Annotated in this window: 13 protein-coding genes and 1 pseudogene; 6 read left to right on the top strand and 8 right to left on the bottom strand. The window is 73.0% G+C overall.

What is annotated here, in order from left to right; genetic code table 11:
• The first annotated feature begins 54 nt into the window (after window positions 1-54).
• The 5 genes from AB0D10_RS31250 to AB0D10_RS31230 are packed head-to-tail and all read left to right on the top strand — an operon-like array spanning window position 55 to window position 4,607.
• A complete protein-coding gene (locus AB0D10_RS31250; RefSeq protein WP_360262314.1) occupies window positions 55-1,200 on the top strand; it encodes a 4Fe-4S dicluster domain-containing protein in 1,146 nt (381 codons plus the stop codon).
• Window positions 1,200-2,006, top strand: coding sequence for an FAD/NAD(P)-binding protein (locus AB0D10_RS31245; protein WP_360262313.1), 807 nt, complete (start codon window positions 1,200-1,202; stop codon window positions 2,004-2,006). The genes AB0D10_RS31250 and AB0D10_RS31245 overlap by 1 nt, the downstream gene beginning before the upstream one ends.
• Window positions 2,003-2,797, top strand: coding sequence for an oxidoreductase (locus AB0D10_RS31240; RefSeq protein WP_360262312.1), 795 nt, complete (start codon window positions 2,003-2,005; stop codon window positions 2,795-2,797). Before AB0D10_RS31245 ends, AB0D10_RS31240 begins: the two co-directional genes overlap by 4 nt.
• Window positions 2,794-4,089 (top strand): Ni/Fe hydrogenase subunit alpha, encoded by a 1,296-nt coding sequence (locus AB0D10_RS31235; protein ID WP_360262311.1) that lies wholly within the window; start codon window positions 2,794-2,796, stop codon window positions 4,087-4,089. Before AB0D10_RS31240 ends, AB0D10_RS31235 begins: the two co-directional genes overlap by 4 nt.
• A complete protein-coding gene (locus tag AB0D10_RS31230; RefSeq protein ID WP_360262310.1) occupies window positions 4,086-4,607 on the top strand; it encodes a hydrogenase maturation protease in 522 nt (173 codons plus the stop codon). The genes AB0D10_RS31235 and AB0D10_RS31230 overlap by 4 nt, the downstream gene beginning before the upstream one ends.
• Window positions 4,608-4,677: 70 nt before the next feature.
• On the opposite strand, the gene AB0D10_RS31225 is transcribed toward AB0D10_RS31230, so the two are convergent.
• The 5 genes and pseudogenes from AB0D10_RS31225 to AB0D10_RS31205 form a co-directional block, all read right to left on the bottom strand.
• Window positions 4,678-5,184, bottom strand: coding sequence for a universal stress protein (locus tag AB0D10_RS31225; protein ID WP_360262309.1), 507 nt, complete (start codon window positions 5,182-5,184; stop codon window positions 4,678-4,680).
• 147 nt (window positions 5,185-5,331) lie between these two features.
• On the bottom strand, window positions 5,332-7,695 hold the full coding sequence (ppsA, locus tag AB0D10_RS31220; RefSeq protein ID WP_360262308.1) for a phosphoenolpyruvate synthase: 2,364 nt from the start codon (window positions 7,693-7,695) through the stop codon (window positions 5,332-5,334).
• Window positions 7,696-7,960: 265 nt separating this feature from the next.
• Window positions 7,961-8,107, bottom strand: a pseudogene (locus AB0D10_RS31215) (cation-translocating P-type ATPase C-terminal domain-containing protein); the annotation flags it as partial.
• Between the two features lie 5 nt (window positions 8,108-8,112).
• Window positions 8,113-8,580, bottom strand: coding sequence for a cation-transporting P-type ATPase (locus AB0D10_RS31210; RefSeq protein ID WP_360262307.1), 468 nt, complete (start codon window positions 8,578-8,580; stop codon window positions 8,113-8,115).
• A gap of 197 nt (window positions 8,581-8,777) precedes the next feature.
• Window positions 8,778-12,353, bottom strand: coding sequence for a hydantoinase B/oxoprolinase family protein (locus AB0D10_RS31205; protein ID WP_360262306.1), 3,576 nt, complete (start codon window positions 12,351-12,353; stop codon window positions 8,778-8,780).
• Window positions 12,354-12,480: 127 nt separating this feature from the next.
• Here AB0D10_RS31205 and AB0D10_RS31200 point away from each other — a divergent pair, with 127 nt between their 5' ends.
• Window positions 12,481-13,635, top strand: coding sequence for an NAD(P) transhydrogenase subunit alpha (locus tag AB0D10_RS31200; protein WP_360262305.1), 1,155 nt, complete (start codon window positions 12,481-12,483; stop codon window positions 13,633-13,635).
• Between the two features lie 4 nt (window positions 13,636-13,639).
• Here the strand turns inward: AB0D10_RS31200 and AB0D10_RS31195 are convergent, their stop codons facing one another.
• The 3 genes from AB0D10_RS31195 to AB0D10_RS31185 all read right to left on the bottom strand — a co-directional run bounded on the left by AB0D10_RS31195 (window position 13,640) and on the right by AB0D10_RS31185 (window position 16,161).
• The gene (locus tag AB0D10_RS31195) at window positions 13,640-14,266 is read right to left on the bottom strand and encodes a hypothetical protein (protein ID WP_360262304.1); all 627 of its coding nucleotides are present in this window, start codon (window positions 14,264-14,266) and stop codon (window positions 13,640-13,642) included.
• Window positions 14,267-14,663: 397 nt separating this feature from the next.
• Window positions 14,664-15,197, bottom strand: coding sequence for a flavodoxin domain-containing protein (locus AB0D10_RS31190; protein WP_360262303.1), 534 nt, complete (start codon window positions 15,195-15,197; stop codon window positions 14,664-14,666).
• 91 nt (window positions 15,198-15,288) lie between these two features.
• Window positions 15,289-16,161 (bottom strand): universal stress protein, encoded by an 873-nt coding sequence (locus AB0D10_RS31185; protein ID WP_360262302.1) that lies wholly within the window; start codon window positions 16,159-16,161, stop codon window positions 15,289-15,291.
• Window positions 16,162-16,187 lie beyond the last annotated feature (26 nt).

Genomic DNA, 16,187 nt, shown 5'->3' with positions numbered 1-16,187 from the left:
GTAGCGTGCCGCCCACCCTCGGGCGGTGCCGGAGACCTGCCCGAGGACGGCCCGATGGACACCACCACCGCACCCCTCGCGGAACTGGACGAACAGGGCCTCGCCGCGCTCGTCGACGTCCTGCGACAACGCGGGTACACCGTGGTCGGACCCACCGCGCGGGACGGCGCGATCGTGCTCGCCGAGCTTGCCTCGGCCGCGGAGCTGCCGCACGGCTGGGGCGTCGAGGCCGAGGCCGGCACCTACCGGCTGCGCCCGCGCGCGGACCGGGCGGCCTTCGCCCATTCGGCCGGGCCGCAGTCCTGGAAGACCTTCCTGCACCCGCCCCGGGCCCGGCTCTGGCAGGCCGACCGGTCCGAGGACGGAACCGTCACCGTCCGTGAGGGCGACGACCCGCCGCCCCGATACGCCTTCCTCGGCGTGCGCCCCTGCGACCTGCGCGCGATCGCCGTCCAGGACCGGGTGCTGACCGGCGGCGCGTACGTCGACCCGGTGTACGGACCGCGGCGGGCCGGCGCCTTCATCGTCGTGGCCGAGTGCACCGAGCCGAGCGCGGTCTGCTTCTGCGCCTCGATGGGCACCGGCCCGGGCCTGCCCGGGGGATCGTCGTACGATCTGGCGCTCACCGAGACGGCCGAAGCGGACGGGCTCCGCTACACGGTGCGCGCCGGCAGCCCCGAGGGCGAGGAGGTCCTCGGTGAACTCCCCACCCGCCCCACCGACGGGGAGCGCGCCCGTACGGCCGTCGCCGAGGCCGCCGGGCGGATGGGCCGCAGCATGGACCCCACCGACCTGCGCGCGCTGATGGCCGGCACGATGACCGCCGAGCGCTGGGACCAGGTCGCGAACCGCTGCCTGACCTGCGGCAACTGCACCATGGTCTGCCCCACCTGCTTCTGCACCACCACCGAGGAGGTCACCGACCTCACCGGCGACCACGCCGAGCGGTGGCGCCGCTGGGACTCCTGCTTCGACCTCGACTTCTCCCACCTGCACGGCACCGGACCGGTCCGCACCTCCGCCCGGAGCCGCTACCGCCAGTGGCTGACCCACAAACTCGGCACCTGGCACGACCAGTTCGGCTCCTCGGGCTGCGTCGGCTGCGGCCGTTGCATCGCCTGGTGCCCGGTCGGCATCGACATCACCGAGGAGGTCACCGCGCTGCGCGCCGAGGCCGCGTCCTCCGAGGAAGCACCGTGATGCACGCGACCACCCCCGTCCCGTACCGGGTCCTGGCCCGGAGACGCGAGAGCGCCGACACCGTCACCCTCGACCTCGCCCCGGTGGGCGCCCCGCTGCAACCGTTCCGGCCCGGGCAGTACGCCATGCTGTACGCCTTCGGCACCGGCGAGATCCCGCTCTCCACCAGCCGGATCGACGGAACCGCACTCGGTCACACCGTCCGCGCCGTCGGCAAGGTCAGCGAGGCGCTCTGCCGGGCCGAGGCCGGCGACTGGATCGGCACCAGAGGCCCGTACGGCACGGCCTGGCGGACCCCGCCGGCCGGCAGCGACGTGCTGATCGTCGCCGGCGGCATCGGGCTCGCCCCGCTGCGCCCGCTGATCGAGGAGGTCCTCGCCCGGGCCGAGGCGTACGGGAGGGTCTCGGTTCTCACCGGCTACCGCAACCCCGGCGATCAGCTGTTCCTCGACGACCTGCCGCGCTGGTGCTCCCTCGCGGACGTCCGGACCACGGTGGACCGGCCCGAGCCCGGCTGGCGCGGAGCCGTCGGACTCGTCACGGGCCTGCTGGACGGCACCGACTTCCGGCCCGGGCGCTGCGCCGCGTACCTGTGCGGCCCCGAGGTGATGATGCGCGCCACCGCCCGGGAACTGCTGTGCCGGGGCGTGCCCGCCGAGCGGATCCGGGTCTCGCTGGAACGCAACATGCGCTGTGCGACCGCCTGGTGCGGGCACTGCCAGCTCGGCCCCGTCCTCGTCTGCCGGGACGGCCCGGTCTTCGCGTGGGACCACGCCGACGACCTGCTGTCCCTCCCCGAGCGGTGAGCGCCGTGGCCCGCACCCCGCGCCTGGCGGTCTGGAAGTTCTCCTCCTGCGACGGCTGCCAGCTCACCCTCCTCGACTGCGAGGACGAACTCCTCGCGCTCGCCGGGCAGGTGGAGATCGGCTACTTCCTGGAGGCCTCCAGCCGCGAACTGCCGCCCCCCTACGACCTCTCCCTCGTCGAGGGCTCCATCGCCACCGCCGCCGACCTGGAACGCATCCGGCGGGTCCGCGAGCAGTCCCACCACCTGGTGACCATCGGCGCCTGCGCCACTGCGGGCGGCGTCCAGGCGCTGCGCAACCTGGCCGGCCTGCCCGAGTACCAGGCCGTCGTCTACGCCCGCCCCGAGTACATCGACAGCCTCGACCGCTCCACCCCGGTCTCCGCCCACGTGCCGGTCGACCTGGAACTGCGCGGCTGCCCGATCGACAAGCGGCAGCTGCTGGAGGTCGTCACCGCCTACCTGGCCGACCGCAAGCCGGACGTCCCCACCCACAGCGTCTGCTTCGAGTGCAAGCTGCGCGGCACCACCTGCGTCACCGTCGCCCACGGCACCCCGTGCCTGGGCCCCGTCACCCAGGCGGGTTGCGGCGCCATCTGTCCGGCGTACGGGCGCGGCTGCTACGGCTGCTTCGGCCCCATGGAGACGCCCAACACTCGCGCCCTGCTACCGCTGCTGCGCCGCGACGGAGTGACGGAGGCGGACGCCGCCCGGCTCTACCGCACCTTCAACGCCGAGGCCCCCGACTTTGCGGACGCGGCCCGGCAGGCAACCGAGGAGGAGGCCGGATGACCCACCGCACCGAGCGGCTGCTCACCGTCGGCGCGTTGGCCCGGGTCGAGGGCGAGGGTGCGCTGCACGTCTCCGTCCGCGACGGCGAGGTCGAGGACGTCAGGCTGCGGATCTACGAGCCCCCGCGCTACTTCGAGGCGCTGCTGCGCGGCCGCCGGTACACCGAACCGCCCGACCTCACCTCCCGGATCTGCGGGATCTGCCCGGTGGCGTACCAGATGAGCGCCTGCCGGGCGGTGGAGGACGCCTGCGGGGTCGCGGTGGACGGCCAACTCGGCAAGTTGAGAAGGCTGTTGTACTGCGGGGAGTGGATCGAGAGCCACACCCTGCACATCTACCTGCTGCACGCCCCCGACTTCCTGAACCTGCCGGACGTCCTTGCGCTGGCCCGCACCGACGCGGCCCTGCTCCAACGCGGGCTGCGGCTGAAGAAGGCGGGCAACGAGATCGTGGAGGTCCTCGGCGGGCGGGCGATCCACCCGGTGAACGTCCGGGTCGGTGGCTTCCACCGGCTGCCCACGAGAGACGAACTCGACCACCTGGCAACGGTGTTGGTGCAGGCCAGGGTCGACGTCGAGGAGACCCTCGGCTGGGTGGCCGGGTTCGAGTTCCCGTCGCTGACCATCCGGCACGAGTTCCTCGCACTCACCGAGCCCGACCGTTACGCCATCGAATCCGGTACGCCCACCGGCGCCCACGTCGGCCCGTTCGACGTGGCGGAGTTCGAACAGCACGTCCGCGAGCACCAGGTGCCGCACTCCACCGCCCTGCACGCCACGCTCGACGGCAGGCCCCACCTCACCGGGCCGCTCGCCCGCTGGAACCTCTCCGGCGAGCGCTTGCCCGCCGAGGTCCGCGCCCTCGCCACCGAGGCCGGGCTCGGCCCGCGCTGCGACAACCCCTTCCGTAGCATCCTGGTCCGCGCCGTCGAGGTTCTGTGGGCCGTCACCGAGGCGCAGCGGATCATCGAACAGTACGAACCGCCGTCCGGCCCGGCCCTGCCCGTCCCGCCGAGGGCCGGTACCGGGTACGGCGCCACCGAAGCGCCGCGCGGGCTGCTCTACCACCGGTACGACGTCGACGAGGACGGGCTGGTCCGACATGCCGTCATCGTCCCGCCGACCGCGCAGAACCAGACCGCGATCGAAACCGACCTGCGGGCCTTCATCCAGACCAGGCTGCACCTGGACGACGCCGAACTGACCCGGCAGTGCGAGCGGGCGATCCGCACCTACGATCCCTGCATCTCCTGCGCAGCGCACTTCCTCACCCTCGCCGTCGACCGCGGGTGACGGACGTGCATGCCGGGCGGATCGTCGTCATCGGAGTGGGAAACGAGTACCGTCACGACGACGGCGTCGCTGCAGCCGTCCTCGCGGAACTCTCGGCGGGGGGCCTGGCCGCCGACCGGCTCGCGCTCTGCGACGGTGAGCCCACCCGGCTGATGGAGCTGTGGGAGGGCGCGGACCTCGCCGTCGTCGTCGACGCGGTCCGCACGGGCCCGGGCGAACCGGGCCGCATCCACCTCCTCGCCGCCGACTCCGACCACGTGCTCGCCGACCCGCCGGCGGACGAGGGAAGGGCGGGCGGCACCCACAGCCTGGGCCTCGGACATGGAGTCGCACTGGCGGCGGTGCTCGACAGGCTGCCGCGCGAACTGAGGATCGTCGCGGTCGAGGGCGCCGACTTCTCCGTCGGGGAGGGCCTGAGCCGGGCCGTCGCCGAGGCGGTACCACGCGCCGCTGCCGAGGTCCGCCGCGCAGTGGACGAACATCGGCCGGAGGCGGGAAGAGGGGCGTGCGCGTTCTGAGGCCTCGGCGGTGCGCGGCGGGCGGCTGATGCGGTGGGTGCGGTCGGGCCCGAAGCCGTCGACCTGACGGTCAGCCGTCACGTCGTTCAGCAGCGCATGGACCAGATGAGCGATGGGGCGTCACGCCAGGCCTGGCTTGCATGGCGTGACCGCTGGCCTTGCAGGAGCGCCGTTGTGCGGTACTCCGTGGTGGTGGCGGTCGACGAGTGGCCAACAGGGCGGGGCCGCGACCGGATGGGTCACACAGGCAGCCCGTCGCAGTGGCCGGCCCATGTTGGTCATCCGTGCCGGGGCGGCGCACGCCGCCGAGCCGGTGGAGCCCGACGAGGGCCCTGATCCTTTCCATGGCCGGTGCCCCGCTGACGGCCGTGGTCAGTGCCTGGCGTGCGTTGTCCTCGAAGTCGAAGGACTGAAGACCGGGCGCGGGCCAGCCGTAGCCGACCGGGTACTGCCAGGCGATCACGGCGTCCACGACGGCCCTGGTGACTGCGGCGTACAGGACCGCCCAGTCCAGTGCGGTCCTGGACGCTGCGGAACCGTCCACTCCGACGACGACCCGGTCCGATCGTTCGGACATCCCGTTCATCATTCGCCTCCATGGACGTGTCGTCCTACGGCGCTGCCGGCGACAGGAGCGGACGACTGGTGGTCGGGGCGTTCCTGCCGGTGCGCCCCCTGACCCGGTCCCGTGCGGGCACGGACTGCTCGCTGGCCGGACGGTGGGTCAGCGGTTCTGTTCGGCCTTCGCCACCGCGTGCTTCACGGCGGCGAAGCTGTCCGGGGTGACGGAGATCGAGTCGATCCCGGCCTGGACGAGGAATCGGGTGAAGTCCGGGTCGTTGCTGGGACGTTGGCCGCAGAGGCCGACGTGGCGTCGGGCTGCGTGGGCGGTGGCGATCAGGGACTCGATGCCGCGGGTGACGGCCGGATTCCGCTCATCGAAGAGGTGGGCCAGCAGACCGGAGTCACGGTCGACGCCGAGGGTGAGCTGGGTGAGGTCGTTGCTGCCGATCGAGAAGCCGTCGAAACGCTCGGCGAACTGCTCGGCGAGCAGGATGTTGGCCGGAATCTCCGCCATCACGTACACCCGCAGGCCGTCGGTCCCCCGGGCGAGTCCGTTGTCGGCCATCACGGCCAGCACCCGGTCGGCCTCCTGCGGGGTGCGGCAGAACGGGATCATCACCACGACGTTGGTCAGCCCGAGCTCGTCGCGCGTCCGGCGCAGGGCCCGGCATTCCAGGGCGAAGCCCTCGCGGTAGCCCGGATCGTAGTAGCGGCTCGCTCCGCGCCAGCCGATCATCGGGTTGGCTTCGACCGGCTCGAAAGGGGCGCCACCGATGAGCCGGGCGTACTCGTTGGTCTTGAAGTCGCTGGTGCGCACCACGACCGGGTCCGGCCATCGGGAGGCTGCGATCCGGGCGACGCCGTGGGCGAGCCGGTCCACGAAGTACTCGGTCCGGTCCGGGTAGCCGTAGGTCAGCTCGTCAACGAGCCGCCGGTCCTCGGGCGACAGCCGCTCGGGGTGGACCAGCGCCATCGGGTGGACGCGGACCTGGTGGGCGACCACGAACTCGGTGCGGGCCAGACCGACACCGTCCGCGGGCAGCCGCCACCAGCGGAACGCGGCCCCGGGGTCGGCCAGGTTGAGCATCACCTTGGTCCGGGTGGTCGGTAGCGAGCCGAGGTCGGTCTCGGTCGCCTCGTACGGGACGAGTCCCGCGTAGACGTGGCCCTCCGCGCCTTCGGCGCAGGAGACGGTGACCTCCTGCCCGTCGGTGAGAACGGCGGTCGCCGAGCCGGTGCCGACCAGGGCCGGCACGCCCAGTTCGCGGCTGACGATCGCCGCGTGCGAGGTCCGGCCGCCGTGGTCGGTGACGATCGCGGAGGCCCGCTTCATCAGCGGTTCCCAGTCCGGGTCGGTGATTCCGGTCACCAGGACGGCGCCCTGCGGGAAGCGTTCCAGGCCGACCGGTTCGGCCAGTGCACACACCGACCCGGCGCCGATCGCCTCCCCCACGGCGATGCCGTCCACGAGCCGCTCACCGGCACCGGTCAGCCGGAAGCGGCGGAGTACCTCGCCGCGGCGCCGGGACTGCACGGTCTCCGGCCGGGCCTGGACGAGGAACAGCTGACCGGTGATGCCGTCCTTGGCCCACTCCAGGTCCATCGGACAGCCGTAGTGCTCCTCCACGGCCACCGCCCATTCGGCGAGGGTGCGGATGTCGCCCTCACCGAGCACCGGCCGGGACCGCTCCCGGGCGTCGGTGTCGACGGTCGTGGTCGAGCCGTTCTCGCCGTACACCGCCTTGCGGCGCTTCCCGCCCAGTTGTACCTGCACCACGGGATCCAGGTGGTGGTTCTTGAGGACGGGTTTGAACACCGTGTACTCGTCCGGGTCCACCTGGCCGCTCACCACCGTCTCGCCCAGCCCCCAGGCCGCGCTGATGACCACCACCCCGGGGAAGCCGGTCTCGGTGTCGAGGGTGAACGCCACGCCCGCGCCCGCGAGGTCGGAGCGCACCATCAGCTGCACGCCGACCGACAGCGCCAGGGAGAGGTGGTCGAAGCCCATCCGCTCCCGGTAGTCGATCGCCCGGTCGGTGAACAGCGAGGCGAAGCAGCGGTGGCAGGCATCCAGAAGGGCGGCGGAGCCCCGGACGTTCAGGAAGGTCTCCTGCTGGCCGGCGAAGCTCGCCTCCGGCAGGTCCTCGGCCGTGGCGCTGCTGCGCACGGCGACGTCGGGGTCCTTGCGTCCGGCTTCGCGGGCGAGGTGCTCGTAGGCCGCCACGACCTCGCGTCGGAGGGCGGGCGGCAGCGGGGTGGCCCGGACGGCGGACCGGATCGCGGCGCCGATCTCGGGCAGTGGTGCGCCTGCATGGAGCCGGCCGACCTGTTCGGCGATCCGCTCGTGCAGGCCGCCGGTGTCGAGGAGTTCGCGGTAGGCGTCCGCAGTGGTGGCGAAGCCGTTCGGCACCCGGACCCCTGTCGGGCCGAGGCCGTTGATCAGCTCGCCGAGCGAGGCGTTCTTGCCGCCCACCAAACCGACGTCCTCCCGGCCGAGCTCGCGGAAGGGGATGACACGGCGCATGGGTTCCTCCAGGGCGCGCTGGCAGGGTGGCCCGGTGGCGCCGGACGCGCCAGGGGTTCCGTCCCTGCCAATGTCCGCCCGGGTGGGGCGTCGCGCCGAGGGGCGGACGCCTTCGGAAGCCGGCCCGGTCGGTCCTCCCCGGAGGGCCGGTCGGCCCTCCGCGGCGGGCGTCGGTACCCCCAGGACTCGCCCAGCGGTGTTCACCGCTTCCGGTGAGGAAGAAGCCACCCATGACCAGCACGGCCGAGATCAGGCCGAGGAAGCCCCAGGCCCGGGCGAGCACGGCCGGCCGGATCACCTTCTCCGAGCGCGGCCGGGGCGGCCGGTCCATGAGGCCCGGTTCGGCACGCTCGCGACCGAGGGCGAGGGCCGGAAGGGTGTCGGTGCCCAGGTCGATGGCGAGGATCTGCATCACCGTCAGGGGCAGTGGCACGGCACCGCCGGCGAGTTGGCCGGCCGTCGTCGGTGCTCGCGGATCACCGTCGCCTCGTCGGGAAGGAAGCTCGCCAGGGCGTCCACCGCGCGTTCGGCCTGCCGCTCCTGCGCGAAGGCCAGGAGGGCGTTCAGCCCGATCACCGCGAGGATCGCGCCCGTCAGGTTCGGGGCACCACTGACGGCCGCCAAAGCGGCGGCGCAGGCCAGGAGCAGGGCGAGGGGGTGGGTGAACTGGCGCGCCAGCTCGCGCGGCCGGCGGCGGCCTTCGCGGCGTACGAGAGCATTGGGTCCGTACACGGTCAGTCGGCGGGCCGCCTCGCGCTCGCTCAGTCCGTCCGGCGAGGTGCGCAGATCGCGGAAGAGCAGGTCCAGGGGCTCGCGAGGTTCCGGAGCCGCTCCGTCGGCTGCGGACGGAGTGGCCGGAAGTTCGGCCCGGACGCTGCCGGCCATGGTCAGCCCCGTTCGCCCGTCCCGGAGACGTCGGCACCGGGTACGACGGCCAGGTGTGCGCCGGCAGGTGTCATCACGTCCTCCACCGGGTGGTCCTGTCGGTCTTCCTCCCACCTCAGGAAGGACGACCGACCGGGCAGCAGGGCCGACCGGCCCCCTCGCCGGTGCCGGTTCGCGCTTCGCGAGCCGGGGCGTGTCTACGGGCTGCGATAGCCGCCCCCGCCCGGGGTGCGGATTTCCAGGGCGTCGCCGGCCGCGACATCGGCGCTGCCGCAGCCGGGCAGGTCCTCGACGGTGCCGTCGGCGCGCAGAATGCGGTTGGCGCCGAGGGCGCCGGGGGAGCCGCCGTCGAGTCCGTACGGGGCGACGCGTCGGTGGCCGGAGAGCACGCTGACGGTCATGGGCTCGCGGAAGCGCAGTCGGCGCAGTGCGCCGTTGCCGCCGTGCCGGCGGCCGGCGCCGCCGCTGTCGGGGCGGACCGCGAACTCCTCGACGAGGACCGGGAGGCGCCACTCCAGGACCTCGGGGTCGGTGAGGCGGGAGTTGGTCATGTGGGTCTGGACGGCGTCCGCTCCGTCGAAGTCCGGGCCTGCGCCCGAGCCGGAGGCGATGGTTTCGTAGTACTGGTGCTCGGCGTTGCCGAAGGTGAGGTTGTTCATCGTGCCGGAGCCTTCGGCCTGTACGCCGAGGGCCGCGTAGAGCGCGCCGACGATGGCTTGCGAGGTTTCGACGTTGCCGGCGGCGACGGCGGCGGGGCACTCGGGGGCGAGCATCGAGCCGGGTGGGACGACGATCCGCAGGGGCCGCAGGCAGCCGTCGTTGAGCGGGATGTCGTCGTCGACGAGGGTGCGGAAGACGTACAGGACGGCGGCGGTGACGACGGCGGAGGGGGCGTTGAGATTGCTGTCGAGCTGGGGGGAGGTGCCGGTGAAGTCGATGGTGGCGCTGCGGTCCTGGCGGTCCACGCGCACGGAGACGGCGATCACGGCGCCGGAGTCGGTCTCGTAGCGGTAGGAGCCGTCGGTCAGGTCGGCGATGGCCCGGCGCACGGCCTGTTCGGCGTTGTCCTGGACGTGTCGCATGTAGGCCTGGACGACGGCGAGGCCGAAGTGGTCGATCATTGCGTCGACCTCGTGGACGCCCTTGCGGTTGGCGGCGATCTGGGCCCGCAGGTCGGCCAGGTTGGTGCTCGGGTCGCGGGACGGGTACCGGGCCTCGGTGAGCAGTCGGACGGTCTCCTCCTCGCGAAGCCGACCGTCCACCACCAGTGGCCAGTTGTCGAAGAGCACGCCCTCCTGGTGGATCTCGTGGCTGTCGGCGGGCATCGAGCCGGGGGCGGTGCCGCCGATCTCGGCGTGGTGGCCGCGGGAGGCGACGAAGAACAGGAGTTCGTGGCCGTCCGGGTCGAAGACCGGGGTGACCACGGTGATGTCGGGCAGGTGGGTGCCGCCGTGGTAGGGGTCGTTGACGGCGTACGTGTCGCCGGGGCGCAGCTGCGGGCCGCGCCGGCGGATCACCTCCTTGACGGTGGTGCCCATCGAGCCGAGGTGGACCGGGATGTGCGGGGCGTTGGCGACGAGGTTGCCGTCCGGGTCGAAGAGGGCGCAGGAGAAGTCCAGCCGTTCCTTGATGTTGACCGACTGGGCGGTGGACTCCAATCGGGCGCCCATCTGTTGGGCGATCGCCATGAAGAGGTTGTTGAAGACCTCCAGCAGAACGGGGTCGGCGGTGGTCGTGACGGCTCCCTCCGTGCGTGCCCCGACGTGGTCGACCAGGAGGTGCCCGGCGACGGTGACGGTCGCCTTCCAGCCGTCGTCCACGACGGTGGTGGCATTGGTCTCGGCGATCACGGCCGGGCCGTCCACGGTGTCGTCCGGTCGCATTGACTCGCGTTCCAGCAAGGGGACTCGGCGCCATTGTCCGCCGGTGTACAGGGACACGGTGGCGGGCTCCGAGGGCTCCGTGGGCTCTCCGGAGGTGGGGGAGAGCGCGTCGAGCTCCGGTTGCTCGGTGAGGCCGGTGCCCTCGACGGCGAGGGCCTCGACCACCAGCGGGCGGTCCATCAGGAAGGAGTAGGCGGCCCGGTGACGCTCCTCGAACTCGGCCTTCATGTCGGCCGGTTCGCCGAGCGGGACGCCGATCGTGGTGTCGGTCCCCTGGTAGCGCAGCCGGGCCCGGTGCGTCAGGCGGATCCGTTCCTCCGGGACACCCTGGTCGAGCAGTTCGCCGGTGGCGGCCTGTGCCAGTTCGTCGGCGCGGGCGCGTACGGAGGCCATCTCCTCCTCCGCCAGAGGCCTTTCGACGGCGTGCTCGCGCAGGACGGTGGTGTCGGCCAGGCCGATGCCGAGCGCGGACAGCACCCCGGCCATCGGGGGCACCAGCACCGTGCGGATGCCCAGCGCCTCGGCGACCGGGCAGGCGACCTGCCCGCCGGCGCCGCCGAAGGTGGTGAGCGCGTAGCGGGTGACGTCGTGGCCCTGTTGGACGGAGATCCGCTTGATCGCGTTGGCGATGTTGCCGACCGCGATCCGCAGGAACCCCTCGGCGGCCTCCTCGGCCGTTCGGTCGCCGATGGCCCCGGCCAGTTCGGCGAATCGACGTCGAGTCCGATCGAGGTCGAGCGGCTGGTCGCCGTCCGGGCCGAAGACGTGCGGGAAGTGTTCGGCCTGGACGCGGCCGAGCAGCAGGTTGGCGTCGGTGACGGTCAGCGGTCCGCCGTTCCGGTAGCAGGCGGGGCCGGGGTCGGCGCCGGCCGAGTCCGGTCCGACCCGCAGGCGTCCACCGTCGAATCGCAGCACCGAGCCGCCGCCCGCCGCGACGGTGTGGATGGCCAGCATGGGGGCCCGCAGCCGCACTCCGGCGACCTGGGTGGTCACCACCCGTTCGTACTCGCCCGCGAAGTGCGACACGTCCGTGGAGGTGCCGCCCATGTCGAAGCCGATCACACTGTTGTAGCCTGCCAGCCGAGACATCCGCACCATACCGACGATCCCGCCGGCCGGGCCGGAGAGGATGGCGTCCTTGCCCCGGAAGTGCCCGGCCTCGGCGAGACCTCCGTTGGACTGCATGAACATCAGCCGGACACCGGCCAGTTCGTCCGCCACCTGCCGGACGTAGCGGCGCAGGCCGGGATTGAGGTAGGCGTCGACCACGGCGGTGTCCCCGCGCGGCACCAACTTCATCAGCGGGCTCGCCTCACTGGACACCGACACCTGGTCGAAGCCGAGTCGCTCGGCGAGCCGCGCGATCTCCTGCTCGTGCGCGGGGTGCAGGTAGCTGTGCAGGCAGACCACGGCGGCGGAGCGGATGCCGTCGCGCAGACAGCCGCGCAGGTCCTCGGCGAGCCGGTCGAGGTCGGGCGGGCGCAGCACCTCGCCGTCGGCGGTGATCCGCTCGTCCGCTTCGACCACCCGGGCGTACAGCGGCTCGGGCAGAGTGATCTCGCGGGCGAAGATCTGCGGCCGGTTCTGGTAACCGATGCGCAGGGCGTCCGCGAAACCGCGGGTGATGACCAGGACAGTGGGCTCGCCGGTGCGTTCCAGAAGTGCGTTGGTGGCCACCGTGGTGCCCATCCGGACCGATTCGACGTCCGCTTCGAGATTCGCGTCGGGCGGCAGCAGGGCCCGGATTCCCGCCACCGCGGGATCGCGGTAGCGGGCCGGGTCGTGCGAGAGCAACTTGTGGGTCAGCAGCCGGCCGTCCGGCGCCAGCGCGACCACGTCGGTGAAGGTCCCGCCGCGGTCCACCCAGAACTGCCAGCCACGTGAGGCCATGACCGGTTCCCTCCGCCGAGCGGCGTGGCACGCCGTGCACGAGTGGCCCCGGCACGAGTATCCGACCGGGCGAACCAGCAGGGCAAACGGAACATACTGGTCCTGCCGGCTGACCTGGGAGGCAGCGATGACGATCACGACGGTGGGAGTACTGCGGGAGACGGCAGCCGGCGAGCGCCGGGTGGCCCTCGTACCCGACCTGGTGCCCGCCGTGGCCCGCCTCGGCACGACGGTCCTGATCGAGCCCGGCGCCGGCGCCCTGGCCGGACACCACGACGCCGCCTACCGCACCGCGGGGGCCGTGCTGGCCGGGCGCGCCGAGCTGCTGAGCCGCGCGGACGTGCTGCTCGGCATCCACCCGCCCAATGTCGACCCGGACCGCGACCTGCGCCCCGGGCAGGTGCTGGCCGCACTGCTGCAACCGCAGCGGATCCCGTACCTGGTCCGGAAGTGGGCGGACCGGGGCGTGACGGCGATCGGCCTCGACCTGGCGCCCGACCTACCCGCCGCGTACCCGCTGGACGCCGACGCCTCGCAGGCCAGGGTGGCCGGCTACCGGGCGGTGCTGCTCGCCGCCGGGCGGTTGGACCGTTGCCTGCCGCCCTGGGGTACGCCGGACGGGCTGTTCGACCCGGTCCGGGTACTGGTGGTCGGCGCGGGACACGCGGGCCTGCAGGCGATCGACACGGCCCGCCGCCTGGGTGCGCCGGTCGACGCGGTCGAGCTGCGGCGCCGCGAGCGTGCTGCGGTCTCCACCGTGGGCGCCGACCTGCTCGACCTGCCCGGGCTTCCCCCGGTGGCGGACGACCGGGAGCTTTGCGAGTCCCTCGACCACGAGCGTCCGGCGTGGATGGCCGGGCTCGCCGAGGCAGCTGGTCGGTACGACGTCGTGGTCTCGGCCCTCGCTCTGCCGGGCCGGATGCCGTCGGTCCTGCTCCCCACGGCGACGGTCGCGCGGCTGCGGCCCGGTACGGTGCTCGTGGACCTGGCGGTCGGCCCGGAGGGCGGCAGCATCGAGGGAGTCGTGCCGGACACCACGACACTGGTGGGCGACGGGGTGACGGTGATCGGCGCCGGGGAACTCGCCGCCCAGGCACCCACGACCGCCTCCCGTGTGTACGCCCACAACGTGCTGGCCCTGCTCGAACGTCTGACGGGCGCCGGTTCGCCCGCAGCAGACCCGGTCCTCGGCCCGATGCTGGTGACCCACCGCGGTGCCGTACGCCACGAGCCGACCAGTCTGCTGCTCATGAAGGCGACCGCCCTCGCCGGACTCCCGTGAGGCCTCAGACGCCGACGTGCGAGAACAGCGTGGCGTGGCGGGCGATCGCCCCGGCCCGGTCGGCGCACTGCTGGTAGCAGCAGGACAGCAGCACGAGGTCGGTGACGTCGACCGGATCCGCCTCTTCCTCGCGGAACCCCTCGTCGTGGAGCAACAGCTCGTACAACAGTCGCTGCCGCTGTCCGACCTCGTGCAGCGAGGTCAGCACATCGGCGACGCCCTCGGGTGTCCCGGACTCCAGGACGTCGGCGGACCGGGCGACCAGGTCCAGAGCGGCCACGGCGAGCCCCTGAACCGGAGCCCGGAGCCGCTCGCGGAACGGCTCCCGTTCCTGGCGCGCCCACGCCGCCTCCAGCAGGCGCTCGGCCAGCCGCCCGAGCGCCTCCACCTCGCACCCCACGTGGACGCCCAGGACGACCCCGGCCCTCCCGCCGGGCGCCTCGGCGGCATCCTCCTCGATTCGGGCCAGCAGCTCCGCCAGAGCCTTCTCCGCAGCCGGAATCCCGTCCCCGCCGTCGGCCGGTCCGGTCAGTACGGCCGTCGTGCCGGCCAGAGCGGTGTGCGCGAGCCGCACCAGCCCGGCCAGCTCGCCGACCAGGGTGCGGTACTTGCTGTCTCCGCCGTCGGACATGCCGCTCACTCCGTCCTGCAGTCCTTCGACCAGTCTCGCCCCGTCGCCGGTCCGCCGTCTCGGCCACGTGGCCTCGACTGATGTCCGCGCCACGTGGTGACCCCGTTCGCCGGGGAGTCGCGCACGGTGCTCGGCGACCGGACTGGCAGCCACCTCGACGTCGGTCGCACGGAACCGGGGCTGTCCGGAGCACCTACCGCCGTGGTGGCGCTCCCGGACGAGTAGGCGCGCGCCGCGGCGAGGTCAGCCCGCCGGTGCTGCCTGCCCTGCAGGAGAAGTCCGAACGGCGAGGCCTGCGAAGGCTGTTCGGTCGCTGATCGCGCCCAGGCGGTGTGAGGGGAGACCCAGGAGCAGGCCCGAAGGTGAGCCGTCGCCGGCAGCCGGCTCTCCTACCCGTTCAGACCAGCCCGGCGCCCCAGGCGCGGGCGCGGTCGAGTTCGCCGGCGCGCAGCGGGCCGTCGTTCCCCTCCACGATGAAGCCCTCGGGTTCGGCGACCACGTCGTAGTGGTGGTGGGAGAGCCGGTGGGCGATGCCGTTGGCGGCTCCGCCGGCCCGGGGCATGTCGACCCGGGTGTCGAACGCGGCGGCGTAGGTACCGGATTCGGTCTCCGGAAGATCGCGGAACCAGGCCCGCAGGCCCGGACCCTCGACTGTCTCCCGTGCTTCGGCGGCGGCCTCCTCGCGGCCCTCCTTGTGTCCTTCGGCAGTGGCGGCCATCCGGCGGCTCAGCCCGGAGGACATGCCGTGCATGTGCGTCGGTCCGCCGACCACCAGCAGGTCCGCGGAACGGGTGACGTCCGCGCTGACCTCGGCGACCGGGAGGCAGTCGACGGCCGCTCCGGGGTCGGCCTCGTGGACGCCCTCGGCGATCGCCTCGGCGATCTCCCGGGTGTTGCCGTACATGCTCTCGTACACGATCACGGTGTGCATGGTCTCCACCTTCCGTCATCTTCAGTCTTGCCCCGGAATTCCAATGCTCCGCTGGGCCGGTCGGCCCGGACCGGGGCGCCGGTCGGTCCCGTCAGCCGTGCGGGACGATCACGACCGGGCAGTGCGCGCGGTGCAGCAGTCCGTGCGGGACGGAGCCGAGCCGCATGCCGGTGAAGCCGCCGCCGCCCCGGCGGCCGACGACCACGGCGAGGGCGTGCTCGGAGGCCCGGGCGAGCTCCTCGACCGGGTGGCCACGCACCAGCTCGTGGGTCATGGACAGGTCCGGGTGGGGTTCGCGGCGCCCGGCGGTGGTCTCGAAGAGCATCCTGCGGAGGGCCTGTTCCGCGGCCGACTCGTCGAGGTGGACGACCGGTTGGCGCTGCCAGACCGACACGACGCGCAGGGCGGCGCGCCGTTCGGCGGCGAGGTCCACGGCGAAGTCGACCGCTGCCGTCGAGGCCGCGCTCCCGTCCACACCGACGACCACGTACGGCGGGTCCTGGGTGGTGTGCTCGGGGTCGCGGACCACGACGACCGGGCAGTGCGCCCGGGCGCTCACCGGGACGGCCACCGAGTAGGTGCTCAGCGCCTCCGCGGCCCGGCTCAGTCGGCGGGAGCCGAGGACGACGAGCGCGGCGTGACGGGATTCGCGGCACAGCGCCGGCGCCGGGACCTCCTCGGCCACGAAGGTGGTCACGGCCAGTTCGGGGTGCCGTTCCCGGGCGAAGACGGCGGTCCGGTCGAGTTCCCGGTCGGCCCGCTCGCGAAGCGCCTTGTGGTACCGGCCCTCGTCGAAGGGCCGGAACTCGCGGAACATCGGTGGGACGGCGTGCACCAGGCGCAGCGACAGACCCCGGCGGTCGGCCTCGTCGGCGGCCCAGGCGGCGGTCATCCGGCCGGTGCCGTCGGCGTCGACTCCGAGAACGACCGGGCGGCCGGGGCCGTCGGAACTCGCGGATGTCATGGCGTCCTCCTCGGTTCGGCAACGTC

This window comes from Kitasatospora sp. NPDC048545 (assembly GCF_040651155.1).
Taxonomy (GTDB): Bacteria; Actinomycetota; Actinomycetes; order Streptomycetales; family Streptomycetaceae; genus Kitasatospora.
This window is presented reverse-complemented; position numbering and strand designations above follow the sequence as displayed.